The organism is Propionivibrio sp. (assembly GCF_047602565.1).
Taxonomy (GTDB): domain Bacteria; phylum Pseudomonadota; class Gammaproteobacteria; order Burkholderiales; family Rhodocyclaceae; genus Propionivibrio.
In genome coordinates, this window is sequence record NZ_JASGGX010000001.1 from 2598730 (window position 1) to 2621365 (window position 22636).

At 68.8% G+C, this 22636-nt stretch carries 21 protein-coding genes, 1 tRNA gene and 2 pseudogenes; 15 read left to right on the forward strand and 9 right to left on the reverse strand.

Translation table 11 applies throughout. The features are described from left to right. Positions 1–3: 3 nt before the first annotated feature. Together ctaD and coxB are read right to left on the reverse strand one after the other, a co-directional pair. Positions 4–1587 (reverse strand): cytochrome c oxidase subunit I, encoded by a 1584-nt coding sequence (gene ctaD, locus QM701_RS12150; RefSeq protein WP_415167317.1) that lies wholly within the window; start codon positions 1585–1587, stop codon positions 4–6. Positions 1588–1601: 14 nt separating this feature from the next. Continuing rightward, complete coding sequence (gene coxB, locus QM701_RS12155) at positions 1602–2747, reverse strand: cytochrome c oxidase subunit II (protein WP_415167318.1); 1146 nt, start codon at positions 2745–2747, stop codon at positions 1602–1604. Between the two features lie 311 nt (positions 2748–3058). On the opposite strand from coxB, the gene QM701_RS12160 reads away from it, so the two are divergent. Beyond that, a complete protein-coding gene (locus tag QM701_RS12160) occupies positions 3059–3445 on the forward strand; it encodes a DUF1840 domain-containing protein (protein WP_415167319.1) in 387 nt (128 codons plus the stop codon). A 54-nt stretch (positions 3446–3499) separates the two neighbouring features. Here the strand turns inward: QM701_RS12160 and QM701_RS12165 are convergent, their stop codons facing one another. Further along, positions 3500–4159: an EF-hand domain-containing protein gene (locus tag QM701_RS12165; RefSeq protein ID WP_415167320.1), complete on the reverse strand. Its 660-nt coding sequence runs from the start codon at positions 4157–4159 to the stop codon at positions 3500–3502. Between the two features lie 357 nt (positions 4160–4516). Between QM701_RS12165 and QM701_RS12170 the strand changes: the two genes are divergently transcribed. Both QM701_RS12170 and QM701_RS12175 read left to right on the forward strand, forming a co-directional pair. Beyond that, positions 4517–5230 (forward strand): response regulator transcription factor, encoded by a 714-nt coding sequence (locus QM701_RS12170; protein WP_415167321.1) that lies wholly within the window; start codon positions 4517–4519, stop codon positions 5228–5230. Between the two features lie 16 nt (positions 5231–5246). After that, positions 5247–6464, forward strand: coding sequence for a sensor histidine kinase (locus QM701_RS12175; RefSeq protein ID WP_415167322.1), 1218 nt, complete (start codon positions 5247–5249; stop codon positions 6462–6464). On the opposite strand, the gene pssA is transcribed toward QM701_RS12175, so the two are convergent. The 3 genes and pseudogenes from pssA to QM701_RS12190 all read right to left on the reverse strand — a co-directional run. Next, the gene (pssA, locus tag QM701_RS12180) at positions 6448–7857 is read right to left on the reverse strand and encodes a CDP-diacylglycerol--serine O-phosphatidyltransferase (RefSeq protein WP_415167323.1); all 1410 of its coding nucleotides are present in this window, start codon (positions 7855–7857) and stop codon (positions 6448–6450) included. The two genes, QM701_RS12175 and pssA, sit on opposite strands and share 17 nt — an antisense overlap. 50 nt (positions 7858–7907) lie before the next feature. After that, positions 7908–8402, reverse strand: a complete 495-nt coding sequence (locus QM701_RS12185) for a benzoate/H(+) symporter BenE family transporter (RefSeq protein ID WP_415167324.1) — start codon at positions 8400–8402, stop codon at positions 7908–7910. A 97-nt stretch (positions 8403–8499) separates the two neighbouring features. After that, positions 8500–9066 (reverse strand): annotated as a pseudogene (locus QM701_RS12190) (benzoate/H(+) symporter BenE family transporter); the annotation flags it as partial. A gap of 97 nt (positions 9067–9163) precedes the next feature. Here QM701_RS12190 and QM701_RS12195 point away from each other — a divergent pair. From QM701_RS12195 to QM701_RS12225, 7 genes and pseudogenes are all read left to right on the forward strand, one after another. Further along, positions 9164–9745 (forward strand): helix-turn-helix domain-containing protein, encoded by a 582-nt coding sequence (locus QM701_RS12195; protein ID WP_415167325.1) that lies wholly within the window; start codon positions 9164–9166, stop codon positions 9743–9745. A 43-nt stretch (positions 9746–9788) separates the two neighbouring features. Then, positions 9789–11027 (forward strand): formate-dependent phosphoribosylglycinamide formyltransferase, encoded by a 1239-nt coding sequence (gene purT / locus QM701_RS12200; RefSeq protein ID WP_415167326.1) that lies wholly within the window; start codon positions 9789–9791, stop codon positions 11025–11027. Between the two features lie 49 nt (positions 11028–11076). Continuing rightward, positions 11077–11150: transfer RNA gene (locus tag QM701_RS12205), tRNA-Gly, on the forward strand. Positions 11151–11481: 331 nt separating this feature from the next. After that, the gene (locus QM701_RS12210; RefSeq protein ID WP_415167327.1) at positions 11482–12387 is read left to right on the forward strand and encodes a methylated-DNA--[protein]-cysteine S-methyltransferase; all 906 of its coding nucleotides are present in this window, start codon (positions 11482–11484) and stop codon (positions 12385–12387) included. Between the two features lie 239 nt (positions 12388–12626). Next, on the forward strand, positions 12627–13529 hold the full coding sequence (locus QM701_RS12215; protein ID WP_415169390.1) for an ROK family protein: 903 nt from the start codon (positions 12627–12629) through the stop codon (positions 13527–13529). 95 nt (positions 13530–13624) lie between these two features. Further along, positions 13625–14302: pseudogene (locus tag QM701_RS12220) on the forward strand (MFS transporter); the annotation flags it as partial. A gap of 58 nt (positions 14303–14360) precedes the next feature. Continuing rightward, on the forward strand, positions 14361–14756 hold the full coding sequence (locus tag QM701_RS12225; protein ID WP_415167328.1) for a hypothetical protein: 396 nt from the start codon (positions 14361–14363) through the stop codon (positions 14754–14756). Here the strand turns inward: QM701_RS12225 and QM701_RS12230 are convergent. Both QM701_RS12230 and QM701_RS12235 read right to left on the reverse strand, forming a co-directional pair. Then, entirely contained in the window at positions 14714–15307 is a 594-nt protein-coding gene (locus QM701_RS12230; protein WP_415167329.1) for a hypothetical protein, read from the reverse strand. The genes QM701_RS12225 and QM701_RS12230 overlap by 43 nt on opposite strands. Next, positions 15300–15848 carry a hypothetical protein gene (locus tag QM701_RS12235; protein WP_415167330.1) on the reverse strand — a complete coding sequence of 183 codons (549 nt, stop codon included), beginning with the start codon at positions 15846–15848 and terminating at the stop codon, positions 15300–15302. The genes QM701_RS12230 and QM701_RS12235 overlap by 8 nt, the downstream gene beginning before the upstream one ends. A 135-nt stretch (positions 15849–15983) precedes the next feature. Between QM701_RS12235 and QM701_RS12240 the strand changes: the two genes are divergently transcribed. The 5 genes from QM701_RS12240 (at position 15984) to QM701_RS12260 (ending at position 20299) form a co-directional block, all read left to right on the forward strand. Continuing rightward, on the forward strand, positions 15984–16868 hold the full coding sequence (locus tag QM701_RS12240; RefSeq protein ID WP_415167331.1) for a LysR substrate-binding domain-containing protein: 885 nt from the start codon (positions 15984–15986) through the stop codon (positions 16866–16868). Between the two features lie 130 nt (positions 16869–16998). Continuing rightward, positions 16999–18510, forward strand: a complete 1512-nt coding sequence (locus tag QM701_RS12245) for a UbiD family decarboxylase (RefSeq protein WP_415167332.1) — start codon at positions 16999–17001, stop codon at positions 18508–18510. Positions 18511–18522: 12 nt separating this feature from the next. Further along, positions 18523–19125, forward strand: a complete 603-nt coding sequence (locus QM701_RS12250) for a UbiX family flavin prenyltransferase (protein WP_415167333.1) — start codon at positions 18523–18525, stop codon at positions 19123–19125. Positions 19126–19138: 13 nt separating this feature from the next. Next, entirely contained in the window at positions 19139–19858 is a 720-nt protein-coding gene (locus tag QM701_RS12255) for a DUF554 domain-containing protein (protein WP_415167334.1), read from the forward strand. Positions 19859–19864: 6 nt separating this feature from the next. After that, positions 19865–20299 carry a pyridoxamine 5'-phosphate oxidase family protein gene (locus QM701_RS12260; protein WP_415167335.1) on the forward strand — a complete coding sequence of 145 codons (435 nt, stop codon included), beginning with the start codon at positions 19865–19867 and terminating at the stop codon, positions 20297–20299. A 9-nt stretch (positions 20300–20308) separates the two neighbouring features. Here the strand turns inward: QM701_RS12260 and QM701_RS12265 are convergent, their stop codons facing one another. Continuing rightward, positions 20309–22327, reverse strand: coding sequence for a primosomal protein N' (locus QM701_RS12265; RefSeq protein WP_415167336.1), 2019 nt, complete (start codon positions 22325–22327; stop codon positions 20309–20311). Positions 22328–22636 lie beyond the last annotated feature (309 nt).

A 22636-nucleotide genomic window follows, 5' to 3' on the forward strand; every position in this document is an offset into this window, starting at 1 on the left:
TGGCTATCTCACCGTCGGCGGCGTGACGAAGGAGTGGTACGGCGGCGGCGAACTGAGCGTCCATTCCAGCGTGTCGGCGCCCTCCCACGGGCGGTCGCCGGCCGGCGCGCCGCGCCGGATGCACTGGATGACGTTGTACAGGAACAGCAGCTGGCTGGCGCCGAGCAGGAAGCCGCCGAGGCTGGAGATCATGTTGAAGTCGGCGAACTGCAGCGCGTAGTCCGGAATGCGCCGCGGCATGCCGGCGAGGCCGAGGAAGTGCATCGGGAAGAAGGTGATGTTGAAGGCGATCGCCGTCAGCCAGAAATGCACCTTGCCCAGCGTTTCGTTGTACATGTGGCCGGTCCACTTCGGCAGCCAGTGGTACACGCCGGCCATGATGCTCATCGCCGAGCCGGAGAAGAGCACGTAATGGAAATGGGCGATGACGTAGTAGGTGTCCTGCAGCTGGATGTCAACCGGCACCAGCGCCAGCACCAGCCCGCTGAAGCCGCCGATGGTGAACAGGCAGACGAAGGCGATCGAGAACAGCATCGGCGTCTCGAAGGTGATCGCCCCGCGCCACAGCGTGGCCACCCAGTTGAACACCTTCACGCCGGTGGGGATGGCGATGAGCATCGTGGTGTACATGAAGAACAGCTGCCCGGCGATCGGCATGCCGGTGGTGAACATGTGGTGCGCCCAGACGATGAACGAGAGGAAGGCGATCGAGGCCACGGCGTAGACCATCGAGACGTAGCCGAACAACGGCTTGCGGGCGAAGGCCGGGATGGTCGTCGAGATGATGCCGAAGGCCGGCAGGATCATGATGTACACCTCGGGATGGCCGAAGAACCAGAAGATGTGCTGGAACATCACCGGGTCGCCGCCGCCCGCCGCGTTGAAGAAGTGCGTGCCGAAATGCCGGTCGGTGAGCAGCATGGTGATCGCCGCGGCCAGCACCGGCATCACCGAGACCAGCAGGAAGGCGGTGATCAGCCAGGTCCACACGAACATCGGCATCTTCATCAGCGTCATTCCCGGCGCGCGCATGTTGAGCACGGTGGTGATGATGTTGATCGCGCCCATGATCGACGAGATGCCCATGATGTGGATGGCCAGGATCGATATGTCATAGGCCATGCCGCCCTGGATGTAGAGCGGCGGATACATCGTCCAGCCGCCGGCGACCGCCCCGCCGGGCACGAAGAAGCTGCCGATGAGCAGCACCCCGGCGGCCGGCAGCAACCAGAAGCTCCAGTTGTTGAGGCGCGGAAAGGCCATGTCCGGCGCGCCGATCATCAGCGGAATCTGCCAGTTGGCGAAGCCGACCAGCGCCGGCATGATCGCCCCGAAGATCATCATCAGGCCGTGCATCGTGGTCAGCTGGTTGAACACTTCCGGCTGGAATAGCTGCAGGCCGGGCTGGAACAGCTCGGCGCGGATCAGCATGGCCAGCGCGCCGGCGAAGAAGAACATGAACAGGCTGAACCACAGGTACAGCGTGCCGATGTCCTTGTGGTTGGTGCTGGCCAGCCAGCGCATGATCCCGGCGGGCGCGTGTTCCCCGTGGTGGGGCGCGGTGTCGGATACTGCCGTCGTATTCATTCCCGGACTCCTGTTCACTTGCGCCGCGCGGCGACGTCGGCGGGCTGGATCGCGTCGCCGGTGCGATTGCCCCAGCTGTTGCGCTCGTAGGTGATCACCGCCGCCAGGTCAACGTCGGAAAGCTGCTTGCCGAAGGCCGCCATGGCCGTGTTCGGCTTGCCGTTCAGGACGATGTCGATGTGCGCGTTCCTGTCCCCGGTGGCGATCGGCGAGCCGGCCAGCGCCGGGAAGACGTTGGGAATGCCCATGCCGTTGGCCTGGTGGCAGACCTGGCAGGTGGACGCGTAAACCTTTTCGCCCATGGCCTTGAGCTCCTCCGGGGCGAACGTCTTGGCCGCGTTGGCGGCGGCCGCCGCCAGCAGCTGCTTCTGTTCCTGCTTCCAGGCCTCGAATTCCTCCGGCGTGACGACGCTGACCACGGCCGGCATGAAGCCGTGCCCGACGCCGCACAGCTCGGTGCATTGCCCGCGGTAGACGCCCGGCTTGTCGGCCCTGAACCAGGTGTCGCGGATGAAGCCCGGAATCGCGTCCTGCTTGATGCCCAGGGCCGGAACCGCCCACGAATGGATCACGTCGCTGGCCGTGGTGATCAGGCGGATCTTCTGCCCGACCGGGACCACCAGCGGGCGGTCAACCTCCAGCAGATAGTGCTCGCCCTTGGGCTGCGTCCCCTGGATCTGCTCCCTCGGCGTCAACGTGTTGCTCATGAAGCGGATGTCTTCGCCGAAGTATTCGTATTCCCACTTCCACTGGTGGCCGGTGACCTTGATCGTCAGGTCCTCCTTGTCCGTGTCCTTCATCGCCACGACCAGGCGCGTCGCCGGCCAGGCCATGCCGATCAGGATGAGGGTGGGCACCACGGTCCACACGATCTCCACCGTGCGGTTCTCATGGAACGTCGCCGGTTCGCGGCCGAGCGACTTGCGGTGCCGGACCAGGGCGATGCCCATCGGCACGAACACGACCACGAAAATGCCCAGGATGATCCACAGGATCAGCGCATGCAGGTCGTGGACGTCGCGGGCGAGGCCGGACGCCGGCGGCGGCAGGTTGACCGCATACTCCGCGCGGGCCGGCAGCGCCGCCAGCGCGAAAAGCGGGACGAGGCTCCCGCGGGAAAACGGACCGATCCTCCGCTTGGAGGAGTTCCAAATCTCCAAAGCGCTCCCTCCCAGTCATGACGTGATCCCACCGCCAAATCGGGAATGACCCTGTGGACTTCGCGTGGCCGCGATGCGCCTTCGTGTCACTGGCGATTTATGAATGGAATAACTTGGGGCAACAGATGAAGCAGGCTCAACGACTCTGACCGCGCTTGCCGGGAAAGTTCAGCGGGGGCGCGGCGGCTCCGGGCGGGCGGCCCGGAAGGCCCTGCGCGGCTCCGGGGAATGCGGCGGCGCCCGCTCCCGGCCGCCTCGCGCCGACAGGGGTACAATCGTCGCGGTTTCCAAACGACCCCCTGGGAGGCGGCATGCTGGTCCGACTGACATCGAGCACTTCCGGCGAAATGATCATGTTCGCCGAACATGCCCGGGTTTTCTTTGGATGGATCGGCAAGGAGTGCACCGCGCGCGGCGTTTTCCTGAAGGAGCAGCTGCCGGAGGCGATCGCCCGTCTGCGCCAGGGCGTGCGGGAGGAAAGCGTGGCGATCCAGCAGCGGCTGCAGGAAAAGGCCCGCGAAGCCCGCGAAAAACAGCGCGCCGGCCACGGGGAAGACGGCAAGGCCGGGGAGCGCAAGGACGACGCCCCGACGGAGGACGTCACGCTGGTGCAGCGGGCGCAGCCGCTGATCCACCTGATGGAGTGGACGCTGAAGGAGGGCGGCTTCATCCTCTGGGAAGCGCCCGGAGATTTCTGACGGGCGCAGCGGCCGGAATTTCTCCGCCCGCCGCGGACGCCCCCGGTGCGGCCGTCAGGCGCTGGTCGAAATCGTCGAGCTCAGGGTCGATGCGAAATCGCTGCCGCCGGCCGGAACGCCGTAGGCGCGCATCAGTTCCATGATCTGCTGGAAAACCTTGGCGTCGGCGACGCTCGTGCTGCCGGTGCTGGAACTGGCCGTGGCCGAGGCGTCGTCTGACGCGGACGTGGCGATGTCGTTGGTCTGCGCATAGGCCATCGCCTCGGCGTTGCTGACGGTGCCGTCCTGGTTGGTGTCCGCCGCGTCGAAATTCTCGACGATGCTGCTGATCAGCGTCGAGCGCGCCGAATCCGTGTCGCCGATTTCCTCGAGCTGGCTGCTCAGTTCCTCCTTGGTGAACCCGGTGTCGTCAGCCGGCGGCGGCGGGAGCGGCGGCATCGCGCCCTGCATGCGCGAGGCATCGTACTGGCTGTTGAGCGTCTCGCTCAGCTGCTGCAGGGCGGTGGAGAACTCGCTCTCCGTGACCTTGCCGTCGCTGTCGCCGTCGAGCTGGGTGAAGACGTCGCTGGCGTCCGTTCCTTCCGTGGACGACAGGCTGGAAAACGCCGACACCAGATCGTCTTCGTCGATGTAGCCCTTGCCCGACGTGTCGAGCCTGGAAAACAGATAGCTGGCGGCGCTGCTGTAGCTGCTGATGCTGGTCAAGGTACTCATGATGGATTCCTGTGAAGTAGTTGAATGGGGAACATGGCGCGTTTGCCCGCCGGCCATATCCGGTCGTCTACGGGCAAGATATCGGCCAGAACGCCCGGCCAACGACGGCGTTTCGCGTAAAACGCGGTAAAAGTCCGTGAAGAAAAATGCCCTTCGGGGCACGGCGGGATGCCGTCATGCCGGCCCTTCGTCCCGGCGTGCCGCGCCGGCTCGTTCCGGCGGCGGGAACGACGATAAAAACCTTTGTCAAATCAGCCTGTTGCGTGTTTATTGCCGGTTCTCCGGCAAGAATTTCCGGCGGGTGTAAATCCCGGTAAACTCCACGGTTCGCGCCGTTCCCGCGGTTACCATTGCGCCATGTCCGATACGCCGATCAACATCAACCCGGTTCCCGCCTCCGTCCTGCTGGTCGACGACGACGTCGAGCTGGTCGGGCTGTTGCGCGACTACCTGACCAGCGACGGCTTCAACGTCACGGTGGCGCACGAGGGGGAAGCCGCCCTGCGGCAGTTCACCGCGCAGCCGCCCGACATTGCCGTCGTCAACGTGATGATGCCCGGGTTCAGCGGCATCGAGGTGCTGCGCCGGATTCGCGCGCGCGGCAGCCTGCCCGTGCTGATGCTGACGGCGCGCGGCGACGATGAAAGCCGCATACTCGGCCTGGAGCTCGGCGCCGACGACTACGTCGCCAAACCCTGCTCGCCGCGCGAGCTGAGCGCGCGCCTGCGCGCGATCCTGCGCCGCACCCAGGCGCGCGCCGCCGTGTCCGATTCCATCATCATCGGCGAGCTGGCGCTGTACTCCGCGCAGCGGCGGATCGCCTGGGCGGGCAAGGACATTCCGCTGACCAACGCCGAATTCAACCTGCTCGAACTGCTGATCCAGAACGCCGGCCAGGTGGTGAGCAAGAGCCTGCTGTCCGAGCAGGGGCTGGGGCGGCCGTTCCAGCGCTACGACCGCAGCATCGACGTGCACCTGAGCAGCATCCGGCACAAGCTGCCCTGCCTGGCCGACGGCCGGCCGCGCATCCAGGCGGTCCTGCGCAAGGGCTACCAGCTGCTGACCGACTGAAGTCAGGAGCCTCTTCATGCGGCCTTTTCCGCGGGGACGCCTGTTCTGGAAGATCCTCTTCTTTTTCTTCCTGGCCCAGGCGGTCACCGTCATCGGCACGGGCCTGGCCATCTGGGCGGCGATGCCCGACGGCGGCATGCCGCCGCTGGCTCCGCCGGGGAGGGAAGGGCGTCCGCCGGCGCCCATGCCCGGCGCCCACCCGCCGCCGGACGGGCGGCCCGAGCGGGCGGGCGAGCCGGGCGGCCCGCCGCCGCGCGACAGGCCGTTCGAGCGGCGCGGCGAGCCGCTGGCGCCCCGGCTGCTCGATCCGCCGCTGCTGCATCTGGCGGCCGGCGCGGTGGTCAGCCTGGTTTTCGCCGCGCTGCTGGCGGCCTACATCGCCCGCCCGGTGAGGCGCCTGCGCGAGGCGCTGCAGGCCGGGGCCAGCGGCCAGCTGGTCACCGATCTGGCCGAGGCGATGGGACACCGGCGCGACGAACTGGCCGACCTGTGCCGCGACTTCGACCGCATGGCGCACCATATCGACCAGCTCATGCAGGGGCAGCGCCGCCTGCTGCACGACGTTTCGCACGAGATGCGCTCGCCGCTGGCGCGCCTAAGCGCCATCGTCGGCCTGGTCCGCCAGCAGCCGGAGCGGCTCGACGATTGCCTGAACCTGCTGGAGCACGAATCGGCGCGCATGGACCGGCTGGTCAGCGAACTGCTCACGCTCTCCCGCCTCGAATCGGGCATGCTCGATCCGGGCGAAGAGATTTTCGATCTGGCCGAGGTGCTCGCCGACGTGGTCGCCGACGCCGCGCCGGAAGCCGGGCAGACGGGGTGCCGCGTCGAGCTGGCGGCGAGCGCCGAGGCGCCGGTACGCGGCGACGCCGAGATGCTGCATCGCGTCTTCGACAATCTGCTGCGCAACGCGCTGGCCTACGCCTCGGGCGGTGGCTGGATCGGCCTGCGCCTGGAGGCGCGGGCGGAGGCGATCGAGGTCTGCGTGGAGGATCGGGGCCCCGGCGTGCTCAGCGCCGACCTGGACCGGCTGTTCGAACCCTTCTTCCGCGGCAGCCAGGCGCCGGCCAGGAAGGGGCACGGGCTCGGCCTGGCCATCGCGCGCCAGATCGTCGCCAACCATGGCGGCAGCATCCACGCCGAGAATCGCCGCGAGGGCGGCCTGCGGGTCTGTGTCCGCCTGCCGCGCGCTACCGTCGGCAGCCCCGCCGGAGCGGTCAGAGCACCTGATTGACCAGCCGGTCGGCACGCACGCGCGCCAGCCGCTTGATCAGCCGCTGCGCGGGTTCCGGATAGGCTTCGACCGGGTCCAGGGCTTCATGCCCCGGCAGCCGCTGCGCGTGCGCCAGGACGCGCTCCAACTCGGCCTGATGCTGCTCGACCAGCAGCCTGTTGGGATCGTGGATCAGCAGCCCGTTTTCCAGGTCGAGCCGCCAGGCGCGCGGGTTGATGTTGTTGCCCGTCAGCAGGGCGTAGCGGTCGTCGACCAGCAGGCCCTTGAGATGGAAGGTGTTGTCGCCGTGCCGCCAGAGGCGCACGTCGAGCTGGCCGGTGTCGATGAATCTCTGGCGCGCCTTGCAGAAGCGGCGCAGGTTGGCCTCGTAGAGATACGGCAGCGCGCCGATGGCCTTGAACGGCTCGTCGGGCGGGATGTAGAAGTCGTTGGCGGTCTTGTCGCCGAGCACGATCATCACCTGGCAGCCGGCCCGCAGGCGGGCGTCGAGCGCGCGCTGCACCGGCCCCGGCGGATTGAAGTAGGGCGTGAACAGGACCAGCCGGGTCTGCGCCTGGCGGATCAGTTCGACGATCGTCCGATTGAGCTCGTTGTCGCGGATGCCCAGGCCGAACAGCGGCGTCACCCCGATCTCGCCCTGACGGATGCGGTCGCCCGCGAAGCGGTAGCGGGTGCGGGCGAGTTCGCGGCGAAAGGCGATGATCGCCGGCCGGATCTCCGCGGTCTTCGGCGCGCCCGGCGTGTTCAGCGGATGCACGGCCGGGCTCCGGCGCAGCGTCCGGTCGAGCACGCCGGCCAGGCAGTCGGCCAGCGCGCGGCTGCGGATCAGATGGTAGCGGTCGAGGCGGTAGCGGTCGTGCCGCTGCAGGTAGACGTCGTTCAGGCTGGCGCCGCTGTAGAGCACGGCGTTGTCGACGACGAAGCCTTTCAGATGCATGACGCCCATGAACTCGCGGCGCTGCACCGGCACTCCGAAAATCTGCACGCCCGGCCCGAAGCGTTCGGCCAGCGCGCGGTACATCGCGGCGTTCCCCGCCGAGCGGGCCTTGCCGATCAGGCCGCGCTGCGCGCGGTGCCAGTCGACGAAGACCGCCACGTCCAGTTCCGGACGCGCCGCCTTGGCGGCGTGCAGCGCCTCCAGCACCTCCCGTCCGCCGTCGTCGTCCTGCAGGTACAGCGCGGCGAGCAGGATGCGCTGGCGCGCCCCGGCAATCAGTGAAAGCAGGGTGCGGCGATACGCCTCGGGACCTTCCAGGACCTCGAAATTCTCGGCCATGACCGGAATCGCCGGCAGGTTGTCCAGGGCTTTCCAGTGCCGGGTCTTTTCCCGCCAATTGCGCCAGACGGCAGGCAGGCTGCGAGGGCCGGGCGGTTGCGCTTGAGTATTTTCCACGTACGGATTATACCGGCAGCCGCCGCCGCACGCCGAAATCCCGGTCCGTTCTAGGTACGGCCGGGAAGGGCCCGCCGCACCGCCAGTCCGAGCACCAGGCCCCAGAAAGCGCCGCCGATCCCGAACAGCGTCAGCCCGGACGCGGTCACCAGGAAGGTGACCAGCGCCGCTTCGCGCTCCTTCTCCTCGGCCAGCGCGCCGGCCAGGCTGCCGCCGATCGTGCCGAACAGCGCGATGCCGGCGATCGCGGCGACGAGCTCCCCGGGCAGCGCTGTGAACAGGCTGGCGACGGTGGCGCCGAGCAGGCCGGTGATGACGTAGAAGATGCCGGCCCACACCGCCGCCAGGTAGCGGCGCTGCGGATCAGAATCGGCCTCCGGGCTCATGCAGATGGCCGCCGTGATCGCCGCCAGATTGAACTGGTAGCCCCCGAACGGTGCGAGCACGAGCCCGGCCAGGCCGGTCCAGGCGATCAGCGGCGAGGCCGGCGTCCGGTAGCCATTGGCGCGCAGCACGGCGAGGCCGGGCACGTTCTGCGAGGACATGGTGACGATGAACAGCGGCAGTCCGACGCCGATGGCCGTTGAACAGGCTGAAGGTCGGCGCGGTGAACACCGGCGCCGCCAGGGCCAGGTCGACCGCGTCGACGCGGATCAGGCCGTTCGCCCCCGACCACGCCAAGCCGGCGAGGAAGGTCAGCGGAACCGTGTAGCGCGAACGCAGACGGCGGCCGGCGAGATAGACGGCCAGCATCAGGCCGACCAGCGCGGACTGCCGGCCGAGCGCGGTGAACGCGTCGATGCCGAAGCGCAGCAGCACGCCGGCCAGCATGCCGGCGGCCAGCGCCTTGGGAATGTGCCGCATCAGCGCCTCGACCCAGCCGGTGACGCCGCACAGCGCGATCAGGGCCGAGGCGAAGAGGAAGGCGCCGACGGCCTCGCCCATCGGCAGGCCGACGAGCGACGTGGCGAGCAGCGCGGCGCCCGGCGTCGACCACGCCGTGAGGATGGGGCTGCGAAAACGCAGCGACAATCCGATGCAGGTGACGCCCATTCCCAGGCCGAGCGCCAGCAGCCAGGAACTCACGTGCGCCGGACCGGCTCCCGCCGCGGAGGCGGCCCGGAAGACGATGGCCGCCGAGCTGGTATAGCCGACCAATACGGCGATGAAGCCGGCGGAAATGTGCGAAAGCCCGAAAAATCTGCGCATGGCGGCTCCGGCGTGTGGTGTAATGACGCAGCGTGCGCTTTAACGCACGTCCGTGCCATGTTAATGCCGTGCGCTATAACGTACAAGTGCTTTCGCCATGCCGGAAATCTTCGACGAACCCACTCACCATCTGCCGACTGCGTTGCGCGCGTTGCGCCAGGCGCGCGGCTGGAGCCTGGACAGGACGGCGGCCGAGACCGGCGTGAGCAAGGCCATGCTCGGGCAGATCGAACGCGGCGAGTCGAGCCCGACGATCGCCACGCTGTGGCGGATCGCCAGCGGCTTCCACGTTTCGCTCTCCAGTTTCCTGCAGCCGTTGCCGCCGTCGGCCGGCGAGGGTGCCGTTTTCCGCAACGCCGATGCCCTGCGCTACACGCCGGGCGCCGACGGCATGCTCGTCGCGCCGCTGTTTCCCTACGAACCGCGCTTCGGCTTCGAACTGTTCGAACTGACCCTGCCGCCGGACTACGAGCGTCGTTCCGAAGCGCACGAACCCGGCGTCACCGAGACCGTCGTCGTTCTGCACGGCGCCATGGAGGTCCTGGTCGACGGCGACTGGAAGCCGTTGAGCGCGGGGGACGCCGTGCGCTTTCCGGCCGACCGGCCGCACGGCTACCGCAACCCGGGCGGCGCGCCGGCGGTGTTTCACAATCTGATCCATTACCGCACGCCGAGTTGATAGAATCGCGCCTTCCGTGACGCCTTCCAGGATGCCTTACGCCATGCCCGACACCCTTTCCGCCGGACTCCAGCCGGCCCTGCGCCGTCTCGGCACTCCGCTCAGTCCGTCCGCCACGCGCGTGATGCTGCTGGGCGCCGGCGAACTCGGCAAGGAAGTGCTCATCGCCCTGCAGCGCCTGGGCGTCGAGACGATCGCCGTCGACCGCTACGCCGACGCACCGGGCATGCAGGTGGCGCACCGCGCGCACGTGGTGGCGATGACCGACGGCCCCGCCCTGCGCGCGCTGATCGAGCGGGAACGGCCGCATCTCGTCGTCCCCGAAATCGAGGCCATCGCCACGGACATGCTGCTCGACGTCGAGCGCGAGGGACTCGCCGAGGTGATCCCGACGGCCCGCGCCACGCGCCTGACCATGGACCGCGAAGGCATCCGCCGGCTGGCCGCCGAGGAACTCGGCCTGTCCACCTCGCCCTACGCCTTCGCCGGTTCGCTCGCCGAACTGCAGGCCGCGATCGACGCCGGCATCGGCTACCCGTGCCTGGTCAAGCCGACCATGTCCTCGTCCGGCAAGGGGCAGTCGCTGCTGCGCGGCCCTGAAGACGTGGCCAAGGCGTGGGACTACGCCATGCAGGGCGGCCGCGTCGCCCGGGCGCGGGTGATCGTCGAGGGCTTCATCGATTTCGAATACGAGATCACCCTGCTGACGGTGCGCGCGCTCGGCGCGTCCGGCGCGGTGGAAACGCATTTCTGCGAGCCGGTCGGCCATCTCCAGGTCAACGGCGACTACGTCGAATCCTGGCAGCCGCAGGCCATGAGCCCCGTCGCGCTGGCACGGGCGCGCGCCGTCGCCGGGGCGGTCACCGGCAATCTCGGCGGACGTGGCCTGTTCGGCGTCGAGCTGTTCGTGCGCGGCGATGAGGTCTGGTTCTCCGAGGTCAGCCCGCGTCCGCACGACACCGGGCTGGTGACGCTGGCCTCGCAGCGCTTCTCCGAATTCGAACTGCACGCCCGCGCCATCCTCGGCCTGCCGGTGGACACGTCGCTGCGCGCGCCGGGCGCCTCGGCCGTGATCTACGGCGGCGTGGACGCCAGGGGCATCGCCTTCGCCGGCGTTGCCGAGGCCTTGAGCGTGCCGGGTGCCGACCTGCGCCTGTTCGGCAAGCCCGAGAGCTTCAAGAAGCGCCGCATGGGCGTCGCCGTGGCCACCGGCGACGACACCGACGAAGCACGCAGCCGCGCCCGGCAGGCGGCCGGCAAGGTCCGGCCGGTGGCCGGTTGAAGCGGAACGATTGAAGCGCGGCGCCCAAACGCATAAAATAGGCGCCGTTGCGGGCGTCGTATAATGGTAATACCCAAGCTTCCCAAGCTTGTGCCGTGGGTTCGATTCCCATCGCCCGCTCCACCCCGACTTTCCGGGGTTTTCTGTTCCACTCCGCAGAATGTTGCCAGCCATCGCCACGGTTCAAATTTTTCCGGGGTATTGAGCCTGTGACGTCCGGCAAAATCCGCTGACACCCGGCCCGGACTGCTCTCGGCAACATGCGGGATTTCCGCACTTGGGCCGCCTGCCGGCTGAACCAATGCCCATGCTCGTTCGTCATCGGCTTTTTCTCGCGGCGGCCTGTCCGGTTTCAAGTTCGCAAGAATCGGATTGAAGCGAGCCGAGACGGTGACATACTGCGGTCGTATCCGGCCTTTTCCGGAAATCACGTCTATCCACCGGAGGCAACGCCATGCCCGATACGACTGAACAATCGCGCCATTACGACACCGTCGCGCAAGCCATCCGCTACATCCGCAGCCATGCCGGAGGACAGCCCCGGCTGGAGGAAATCGCCGCCGCCGTGCACATGAGCCCGCATCACCTGCAACGGGTTTTTTCCGACTGGGCCGGCATTTCGCCGAAACGTTTTCTTCAGTATCTGACCAAGGAATACGCCCGGCAGCGGCTCGGCGCGGCGGACGACACGCTGTCGGTGGCCATCGAGGCGGGTTTGAGCGGCACCGGCCGCCTGCACGACCTGATGGTCAGCTGCGAGGCGATGACGCCCGGCGAGATCCGTGCCGCCGGCAGCGGATTACGTATCGGCTACGGCTTCGCGCCGTCCCCGTTCGGGGAGGCGCTGGTCGCCTGGACCGGGCGCGGCGTCTGCCATTTCGCCTTCTGCACCGGTGGGCGGGAAGAAATGATCGCCGCGCTGGCGGCACGCTGGCCGGAGGCGACGCTGACGCCGGACGACGGGCACGCGGCGGTGCTGCTCGGACAGATCTTTCCGGAAAAACCGACGCGGGGAAGAATCCATCTGGTGCTCAGGGGCACGAATTTCCAGATCAAGGTGTGGGAGGCGCTGATCCACACGGAATTCGGCCAGGTGATCTCGTATAGCCAGCTGGCGCGGCGACTGGGGATGCCGCGCGCCCAGCGCACGGTCGGCAGCGCCGTCGCCGCCAACAGCATCGGCTTCCTGATCCCATGCCACCGGGTCATCCGCGAAGGCGGCGTGGTCGGCGACTATCGCTGGGGCAGCGAACGGAAGCTGGCGTTGTTGGGCTGGGAAGCCGCGCAGGCGGGCGAACGGAGTGCGGGCAGGGCCGCGCCCGGCGACGGGCGGGAGGCCGCACTGCGCGCCGCCCCGTAGCGCACGGCGCGCCGGCCGCCGGGGCGAGTGCCGGCGGCGGTACCGATGTCCGCCGCCGGACTCCGGCCGCGATGCGCGCCCCGGAATCCAGCAAAAGCGGCCGGGGCCACGTAAAATACGCGCTTTGCACTGCCGCCATGACGGCCGCCGCGCCGATGCGCGGCAGGCACGGTTCCTCCCGCGCGACGGGCGGCATCGCCGGAAAACGTACAACAACCCGCTTGCCCTCTTACGACGACATGATTCGTTTCGGCATCGACCTCGGCGGCACCAAGATCGAAATCATCGCCCTCGATGCCGCCGGCCGCGAACTGCTGCGCCGGCGGATCGCGACCCCGCAGGGCGATTACGCGGGCACGCTGCGCGCCATCGCGGCGCTGGTCGCGGCGGCGGAAAGCGAGCTCGGCGAGCGCGGCCGCATCGGCGTCGGCATTCCGGGCGCCGAGTCGACCATCGACGGCCGCATCAAGAACGCCAACTCCACCTGCCTGAACGGCCAGGCGCTGCGCCTTGATCTGCAGGCGCTGCTGCGGCGGGACGTGCGCGTCGAGAACGACGCCAACTGCCTGGCGCTGTCCGAAGCCACCGACGGCGCGGGCGCCGGCGCGCCGACGGTCTTCGCGGTGATCCTCGGCACCGGCGTCGGCGGCGGGCTGGCCGTGCAGGGCCGGGTGCTCTCCGGCGCGAACCGGATCGCCGGCGAATGGGGGCACAATCCGCTACCCTATCCCGAGGAGGACACGCTGGCGCCGCCGCGCTGCTATTGCGGCCGCCAGGGCTGCATCGAAACCTGGCTGTGCGGGCCGGGGCTGGCCGCCGACCACGTCCGTCACGCCGGCGACGCGCTGCCGCCGCCGGCGATCGTCGTGCGCGCGGAACAGGGCGACGCGGCCTGCGAAGCCACGCTGCAGCGTTACGAGCGGCGCCTCGCCAAGGCGCTGGCGGTGGTGATCAACATTGTCGATCCGGACGCGGTGGTGCTCGGCGGCGGGCTGTCCAACGTGGCGCGGCTGTACCGGAACGTGCCCGCCCTGTGGCCGGCCTACGTCTTCTCGGACGCGGTGCACACCCGCCTGCTGCGCAGCCTGCACGGCGACTCGTCGGGCGTGCGCGGCGCGGCCTGGCTGTGGGGGCGCGAGTGACGCCGCAGGCCGCCTGGTTCCGCCTCTTCCTGCCCTTTGCCGGCGGCTATTTCCTGTCCTACCTCTACCGCACGGTGAACGCCGTCGTCGGCCCCGTGCTGAGCAACGAACTGTCGCTGGGCGCCGCCGACCTCGGCTTGCTGACCAGCACCTACTTCATCGCCTTCGGCTCGACCCAGCTGCCGCTCGGCCTGCTGCTCGACCGCTTCGGCGCGCGCCGCGTCGAGGCGGCGCTGCTGCTGGTCGCCGCGGCGGGCGCGGCGATCTTCGCGGTCAGCGACGGCATCGGCATGCTCGCCGTCGGCCGGGGACTGATCGGCCTGGGCGTCTCGGCCTGCCTGATGGCCGCCTTCAAGTTCTTTTCGCAGTGGTTCCCGGCCGAACGGCAGGCTTCGCTGACCGGCTGGATCATGACCTCCGGCTCGCTCGGCGCGCTGATGGCCTCGGCGCCGCTGGACGCCGTGCTGCACGTCGCCACCTGGCGCGAGGTGTTCGCCGGGCTGGCCGTGATCACCGCGGGCGTCGCCTGGTGGCTGTGGCGCGGCATCCCGGAAAAACCGCCGGCCGCGCCGCCGCAGTCGTTCTCGCAACTGGCCGGCGGCCTGCTGCAGATCGTCGCTCACCCCCACTTCTGGCGCTTCGCCTCGCTCGCCTTCGCCCAGACCGGCGGGTTCATGGCCGTGCAGAGCCTGTGGTCCAGCGCCTGGCTGATCCACGTCAACGGCTATCCGCGTTCGGAGGCCGCCGTTTACCTGACGGTGATGAACGCCGCCATGGTGGCCTCCTATTTCCTGATCGGGCTGCTGTTCGACCGAACTCGCCCGGCGCGGCGTGCGCACCGTGCATCTGCTCGGCGGCGGCCTGACGCTGGCGCTGCTGACGCTGCTGGCGATCGTCACCCAGGCCACCGACCGGCACTATCTGCTGTGGGCGGCCTACGGGCTCTTTTCCAGCACCGGCACGCTGAACTACGCGGCGGCGGCCGCCGGCTTCCCGGTGGCGCTGTCGGGGCGCGTCAATACCCTGCTCAACCTGCTCGCCTTTGCCGGTGCGTTCAGCCTGCAGTGGGGCATGGGCATCCTGATCGACGCGCTGCAGGCGGGCGGCCGTTCGGCGGCGGACGCGCACACCGGCGCCTTCGTCCTGCTCTTCGCCCTGCAGGCCGCTTCGCTGGTCTGGTTCTATTACTGCGGCTGGCGGGCCGCCGGCAGGTCGCGGCCGAGGTAGCGCAGGACCGGGGCGAGCAGCTCGATCCTCGGCGCCGACCGGCACACGGCCTCGGCCGACGACCACGGGTAGTCGAGCGCCAGCAGCCATGCCAGGATCTCCGGCAGGCGCCGCGCGGGCAGCGTCTGCATGGCCTCGATGGTGATCGCCAGGCGTTCCGCGCGGCACGGCGGCTGCTGCCGGAAGACCCACTCGTAGCGGCCGCAGCCGACGCGCACGGCGCCGCCGTCCTTCTCCGACATGCCGACCAGCCAGTCGCAGGCGAACACCGGCGGCCAGTCCGCCGCCTTCCCCGGCCCGGCCGCCGGCCGGTCGAGGTAGAAGGTGTAGATGTTCTCGTAAGTCTGGTTGAAGCGCCGGGCCAGCACGTCGGCGATCGCCGCCGCGCCCTGCGACACCGCCGGGAAACGGATGTCCGCCGTCTTCACCCGCATTTCCAGGCACGCCGAGGCGCAGAACACGGAATCGATCAGGTGCGCCCGGTTCTCGTCCTTGGCGCGGACGTAGTCGCGCAGCAGGGCTTCCGGCGTGCCGTGCCGCGCTTCACTCATGCGCGTCTCCCGTCTTGCCGGCCTCGTTCGCGTCGGCGTCGAGGCATTTGCGAATCCGCGCCTTGATCGACGCCTCCTCGTCGCGCAGGCCGGCTTCCAGGATCGCCGCCGCTTCCCCGGCGAAGCGGGGGTGCCGGCCGGCCAGCCAATGGAAGCCGTTGTACGCCCAGGCGCGCACGAACTTGTTGCCGTCCGCCAGGCAGGTGCGCAGGAACTGCTCCACCGCCGCCACGCCGTCGTCATCGTCGTCGAGCGGCAGATGGGGCAGGCACTGCAGCACGTTGAGGCGGCATTCCCAGTGTTCGAGCTTGTCGAGCCGGGCGAACAGTGCGCGGGCCACGGCGTGCGGGTCGGGCAGCGGAATCTCCGCTTCGAGGTGGCGTTTGAGCAGGCGGGTGGCGGCCATGCGGTAGCGCAGCGAACCGATCAGTTCGACCAACTCCGGCGCCAGTTGCGGATCGTCCCGGTGCGTTTCGTGGATGCGGCAAAGCGCGGCGGCCGATTGCCCGTCCCACGCTTCGATATCGGACTTGAGACTCATCGTTGGGCTCCTTGCGTTCTGGAATCCGACAATCGCCGGAGACACGATGTTGAGGTCCGATTATGCAAGCCGAGGCGGGAGGCGGCAAGTCGGGACGCCGACGCTACAATGGCGCCTCACCCCGGGGGCACGATCTTGGACCTCAAACGACTGCGTTATTTCTGCGTGATCGTCGAGCAAGGCTCGATCAGCAAGGCGGCACAGCTCCTGTGCATGTCCCAGCCGCCGCTGAGCAAGCGGCTGCAGGAACTGGAGGAGGAAGTCGGCACGGAACTGATCGTGCGCACCGGGCGCCGGCTGGAACCCACCGAGGCCGGGCAGTTCCTGTATCAGAAGGCGTGCGAGATCCTGCGCGGCGTCGAGGACGCCAAGCGCACCGCCGTCAAGATCGCCAGCACCGAACGGCGCATGCTGCGCGTGGGCATCTCCTACCTGTTCCTGCGCCACTTCCTGCCGCTGGCCAAGGCGCTCTATCAGCAGAATCCGCGTGCCGAGATCAGCGTGTCGGTTTCGGATTCGAGCCACCTCGAACAGCTGCTGCACCGCGGCCGCCTGGACATCGCGCTGATCCAGCGCCCGCGTTCGCCGGAGGGCTTCGACCTGATCGAGTTCGCCCCGCTGCGGCTCAAGGCGCTGGTCGCGCGCAGCCTGCTGCCGGACGGCACGGCGGACGCGCTGCCGCTCGCCGCGCTCGGCCGGCACCCGCTGATCCTGCTGCGGCGCGTCGAAGGCGTCGGCACCTTCGAGGCCTTGCTCGGCCACTTGCGCAAGTCCGGCATCCAGCCTAACGTCAAGATGCACGTCTCCGATCCGGCGATCGCCATCGAAATGCTCGATGCCGGCGTTGACGCCGTGGCCTTCGTGCCGGAATCCGAGGCCGTCGCCTCGCGCAGCGGCCGCTATGCGTGCGTGCACATCCGGCCTAATCCGCTGCAGTTCCATCCGGTCGCCGCGCGCCTGTCTACCAGCATCGAGATTCCCGAGGTCACGGCGACCCTGGCGGGGTTCCTCAAGCATTGAACGCCTCCCGCCCTTACCGGATACCGCAACTTTTTTGGTATGGGCGGCGCAATGAAAACGGTATTTCCCCGGCTCTCCCGACGCGGCCTATAGTTCGGCCCGCTAAAAAACCACGTCTTCAGGAGAGATGATGAACCGCGTGACCGAAGGAAACCTGGACGCAGTCGCGTCCGGGATCGCCGTGACCGACCTGCGCTCCGCCCTGCAGTTTCTCGCATCGCTGCCGGGCGAGCTGGTGAGCACCGACGTCGAGATCGACGCCAACGCCGAGATTTCCGGCGTCTACCGCCACGTCGGCGCTGGCGGGACCTGCATGCGCCCGACCCGCAAGGGGCCGGCCATGCTGTTCAACAACGTGAAAGGCTATCCGGGGGTGCGCGTGGCCATCGGCCTGCTGTTGACGCGCCAGCGGGTCGGCCGCCTGCTCGGCTGCGCGCCGGAACGGCTGGGCTTCCTGCTCAAGGATTCGGTGCAGCATCCGGTGCCGCCGGTGACCGTCGGGGCGGACCGGGCGCAATGCCAGGAAGTCGTGCACCTGGCCAGCGATCCCGCGTTCGACCTGCGTACCCTGCTGCCCGCGCCGACCAACACGCCGGACGACGCCGGCCCCTACGTCACCATGGGCATGTGCTACGCCTCCGACCCGGACACCGGCGAATCCGACATCACCATCCACCGCCTGTGCGTGCAGAGCCGCGACGAGCTGACCATGTGGCTAACGCCGGGCCGCCACATCGACGCCTTCCGCCAGAAGGCCGAGGCCGCCGGCAAGCCGCTGCCGATCTCGATCAGCATCGGCGTCGATCCGGCGATCGAGATGGCCGCCTGCTTCGAGCCGCCGACCACGCCGCTGGGCTTCGACGAACTGAGCGTGGCCGGCGCCATCCGCGGCCGCCCGGTCGAGATGGCCAGGTGCCTGACCATCGACGAGCGCGCCATCGCGCACGCCGAGGTGGTGATCGAGGGAGAACTGCTGCCCGACGTGCGCCTGCGCGAAGACCAGAATACGCACACCGGCAAGGCCATGCCGGAATTCCCCGGCTATACCGGCGAAGCCAAGGCCGAACTGCCGGTGATCAAGGTCAAGGCCGTCACGCATCGCCGCAACCCGATCCTGCAGACCACCATCGGCCCGAGCGAGGAGCATGTGAACATGGCCGGGATTCCGACCGAGGCCAGCATCCTGGACATGGTCGGCCGCGCCATGCCGGGCCGGCTGCAGAACGTGTACGCGCACTCGTCCGGTGGCGGCAAGTTCCTCGCCATTTTGCAATTCAGGAAGGCCTCGCCGGTGGACGAGGGCCGCCAGCGCCAGGCCGCCCTGCTCGCCTTCTCGTCGTTCCCGGAGCTCAAGCACGTGATCCTGGTGGACGAGGACGTCGACATCTTCGATACCGACGACGTGTTGTGGGCGATGCAGACCCGCTACCAGGGCGACGTGAGCACCGTGTTCATCCCCGGCGTGCGCTGTCACCCGCTCGATCCGTCGCAGACGCCCGCGTTCAGCCCGTCGATCCTGCAGGAAGGCATGTCGTGCAAGACGATTTTCGACTGCACCGTACCGTTCCATCTGAAGACGCAGTTCCGGCGCTCGCAATTCCTGGAGGTGGACGTGAAGCGTTTCCTGCCCGACTTCGCCTGAGGAGCAACCGCCATGAAGCCACGGCGCATCATCGTCGGCATCAGCGGGGCCTCGGGCTTCCAGTACGGCCTGAAAGCCCTGCAACTGCTCTCCGGCATGGACCTGGAAACGCACCTGGTGATCTCCAAGGGCGCGGAACTGACCCGCGCGCTGGAAACCGGCATTTCCCGCGAGGAAGTCCTGGCGCTGGCCGACGTCGCGCATCCGATCGACGACCTGGGCGCGGCGATCTCCAGCGGCTCGTTCGCCACGCTGGGCATGCTGGTCGCGCCGTGCTCGATGCGCAGCCTGGCGGCGATCGCCCACAACCTGTCCGACAATCTGCTCACCCGCGCCGCCGACGTCGTCCTCAAGGAACGGCGCCGGCTGGTGCTGCTGGCGCGCGAAACGCCGCTCAACCTCGGCCACCTGCGCAACATGGCGCTGGTCACCGAAATGGGCGGCATCGTGTTCCCGCCCGTGCCGGCCATGTACCAGCGGCCGGCCTCGCTCGACGAAGTCGTCACGCACAGCGTCGGGCGGGCGCTGGATCTGTTCGGGCTGGAACTGCCGCAACTGCCGCGCTGGGGAGAACCCGCCGGGCGCGCCCGGCCGCTGCCCGAATCCATCAATTGAGGAAAAAAACACCATGCTGACTCTCGTTGGACCTTACGTAAACGGCACCGCCGTGGCGGTGGGCGGACTCGCCGGCGCCTTCCTGGGCACGAAACTGCCCGAACGCCTGCGCGTCGCGCTGCCGCAAACCTTCGGGCTGGCGTCCATGGCGCTCGGCGTGTCGATGATCGTCAAGGTCAAGTACCTGCCGGCCGTCGTGCTGGCGCTGATCGTGGGCGCGATCATCGGGGAACTGATCCTTCTGGAAGGCAAGATCGGCCGCCTCGGCACCCGAACCAAGGGCGTGGTCGAGCGCGTGTTTCCCCCGCAAGGCGATCTGAGCCACGAGGAATTCATCGAGAAATTCGTCGCCATCCTGGTGCTGTTCTGCGCCAGCGGCACCGGCATCTTCGGCGCCATGAACGAGGGCATGACCGGCGACCCGCAGATCCTGCTGGTCAAGTCCATCCTGGACTTCTTCACCTCGGGCATTTTCGCCACGGCGCTGGGTTACGCGGTCGCCGCGATCTGCATGCCGCAACTCGCCATCCAACTGGTGCTGGCGTTCACCGCCGGCTGGATACTGCCGATGACCACCCCGGCGATGATGGCCGACTTCTCCGCGGTGGGCGGGATCATCATGCTGGCGACCGGCTTCCGCATCTGCGGCATCAAGCCGTTTCCGGTCGCCAACCTGCTGCCGGCGCTGGTGCTGGCCATGCCGTTCTCGCACCTGTGGTCGCTGGTCGTCTGATCCGCCATGCCCCCGCTGCCCGACGCCGTCCGGCGCTTCCTCCTGCGCCACCACGTGGTCGGGCTGGCCACGTGCGACGCGCGGGGCGAACCCTGGGCCGCCAGCTGCTTCTACGCCTTCGATCCGGCCGATGTTGACCTGATCGTCCTGACCGACCCGTCCACCCGCCACGGACGGGCCATGCTCGCGCATCCCCGAGTGGCGGGCACCATCGCCGGCCAGCCGCGCACGATCGCGAAAATCCGGGGCGTCCAGTTCAGCGCCTATGCGACGCTCCTGGCGGGCGACACCGCCGAGGCCGCCTACGCGCTTTACTGCCGGCGACATCCGGTCGCCCGGCTCAAGCGCGGCGAGGTATGGCGGCTGGCGCTGCGGCAGGTCAAGTTCACCGACAACGCGCTGGGCCTGGGAAACAAGACGCACTGGCAACGCGGCGCGTAGGCGCGTGCCTCAAAACTCCAGCGGATCGACCTCCAGGTGCCAGCGCAGCCTCGACGGCGCCTTGATCGCGTCGAGCAACTCGCCCCAGCCGCAGAGAAAGGCCTGCAGCGCCCGGCGCGACGGCGATTCGACGAGCAGTTGCGCGCGTTCCAGGTTGGCGAGCCGCGCCAGACGCATCGGTACCGGGTCGTACAGCGTCACGTCGGCATGCCCGGCGGCCGCCGGCCAGGCGCGCGCCGTGGCCAGGAAGGCGATGGCGTCGGCCATCTGCGGCGCCTCGGCGCGCAGCATGGCCTGATAGGCGTACGGCGGAAAGCCGGCCTGCCGCCGCTCGTCCAGCTGCGCGGCGGCGAACGCCGGGTAGTCGTGGCGCACCAGCGCGGCGTAGAGCGGATGCTCCGGGAACTGGGTCTGGATCAGCACTTCGCCGGGCAGGTCGGCCCGCCCGGCGCGGCCGGCGACCTGCATCAGCTGGGCGAACAGGCGTTCCGGCGCGCGCCAGTCGGCGGCGAACAGGGCCGCGTCGGCGCCGAGCACGCCGACCAGCGTCAGCTTCGGAAAGTCGTGCCCCTTGGCCAGCATCTGCGTGCCGACCAGGATGTCCGCCTCGCCGGCGTGGATGCGCGCGAGCAGGGCTTCCCACTGCCGGCGGCTGCGCGCCGAATCGCGGTCGACGCGCAGGATGCGCGCCTGCGGAAAGCGTTCCGCCAGCACTACTTCCAGGCGCTGGGTGCCGCGTCCGAACGGCTGGATGTCCTGGTTGCCGCAGGTCGGGCAGGCGCGCGGCACGCGGCACTCGAAGCCGCAGTGGTGGCAGCGCAGCCGCCCGTCGGCGAGGTGCAGCACCAGGTTGGCCGCGCAGCGCCGGCAGCGCGAGACCCAGCCGCACTGGGCGCAGGCCAGTACCGGCGCGTAGCCGCGCCGGTTGAGGAAGACCAGGCTCTGTTCGCCGCGGCCGAGGCGCTTTTCGATGGCCTGCAGCAGCACGCCGGAGAAGCCGTCCTGCAGCCTTTCCGTCCGCGTGTCGATGCGCTGCACGGCCGGCAGCCGCGCGCCGGACACGGCGCGCTCGCGCAGCGTGAGCAGGGCGTAGCGCGCCGGCGTGCGCGGATCGGTGGCGTTGGCCCAGCTTTCCAGCGACGGCGTGGCCGACCCCAGCACGATCGGAATCCCCCGCTGGTGCGCGCGGAAGACCGCCACGTCGCGCGCCGAGTAGCGCATGCCGTCCTGCTGCTTGAACGAGGCGTCGTGCTCCTCGTCGACGATGATCAGGCCGAGCTCCGGCATCGGCGTGAACACCGCCAGCCGCGTGCCGAGCACGATGCGCGCCCGGCCCTCCAGCGCCGCCTTCCAGTTGCGCGTGCGCGCGGCCTCGGCCAGCTCGCTGTGCAGGCCGACCAGCCCGGCGCCGGGAAAGCGCGCCGCGACGCGCGCCTCCAACTGCGGCGTGAGGTTGATCTCGGGCACCAGCAATAGCGCGCTGCGGCCGGCCGCCAGCGCGCGTTCGATCAGGCGCAGGTAGATTTCGGTCTTGCCGCTGCCGGTGACGCCGTGCAGCAGGTAGGCGTGGAAGCCCGGCCCGTCGGCGGCGATGCGCTCCAGCACCTGCCGCTGCTCGCCGGTCAGCTCCGGCGCCTCCTGCGCGGCGCCCGGCTTCGCCGCGCGCCGGGCCGCGCGCGCCTTGGGCGGATCGACGCGGCGCAGGCCGGCGGGCAGCGTGGACAGCATCACCTCGCCGAGCGGTGCCTGGTAGTACGAGGCGCAGAACTCGGCCAGCCGGAACCAGTCCGCCGGCAGCGGCGGCACGTCGCGCAGCACGGCCTCGACCGGCTTGAGCTGCGCGTCGGGAATCTCGGAGGCGTCGGCCAGGGCGGCGATGACGCCGATGCAGGCGCGCGTGCCGAAGCCGACGCGCACGCGCAGCCCGACGTCCGCCGGCGTCAGCGTCTCCTCCGGCGGCGCTCGGTAGTCGAACAGCCGGTGCAGGGGCACGGCGAGCGCGACGCGGACGATGGACGCTACGGGCATCGGGCGCCTTGCGTCTTCCGCGCGGCAGGGCGTGGCCTTGCGCATCTAACTTTCGTCATAGGCCGCAGGCGACTTGGCGTAACTTGCTCGTCTAATTTCTGTAAAGTCACTGTAACTTCTTAGCCTGTCAGGCGATTCCGGGTTGTGCACATTTTCTGTGGATAAGTCTGTGGACCGTCCATGGCGAAACCATCCGAAGCCGCTCGCCGCAAGGATTCGCCACACTTTGCCGCAAAAAGCGGCAACCATAAAAACCAATAAAATCAACGAGATAAAAATAAGTCTCTGATTTTCCTGGTTTCCCGTGAC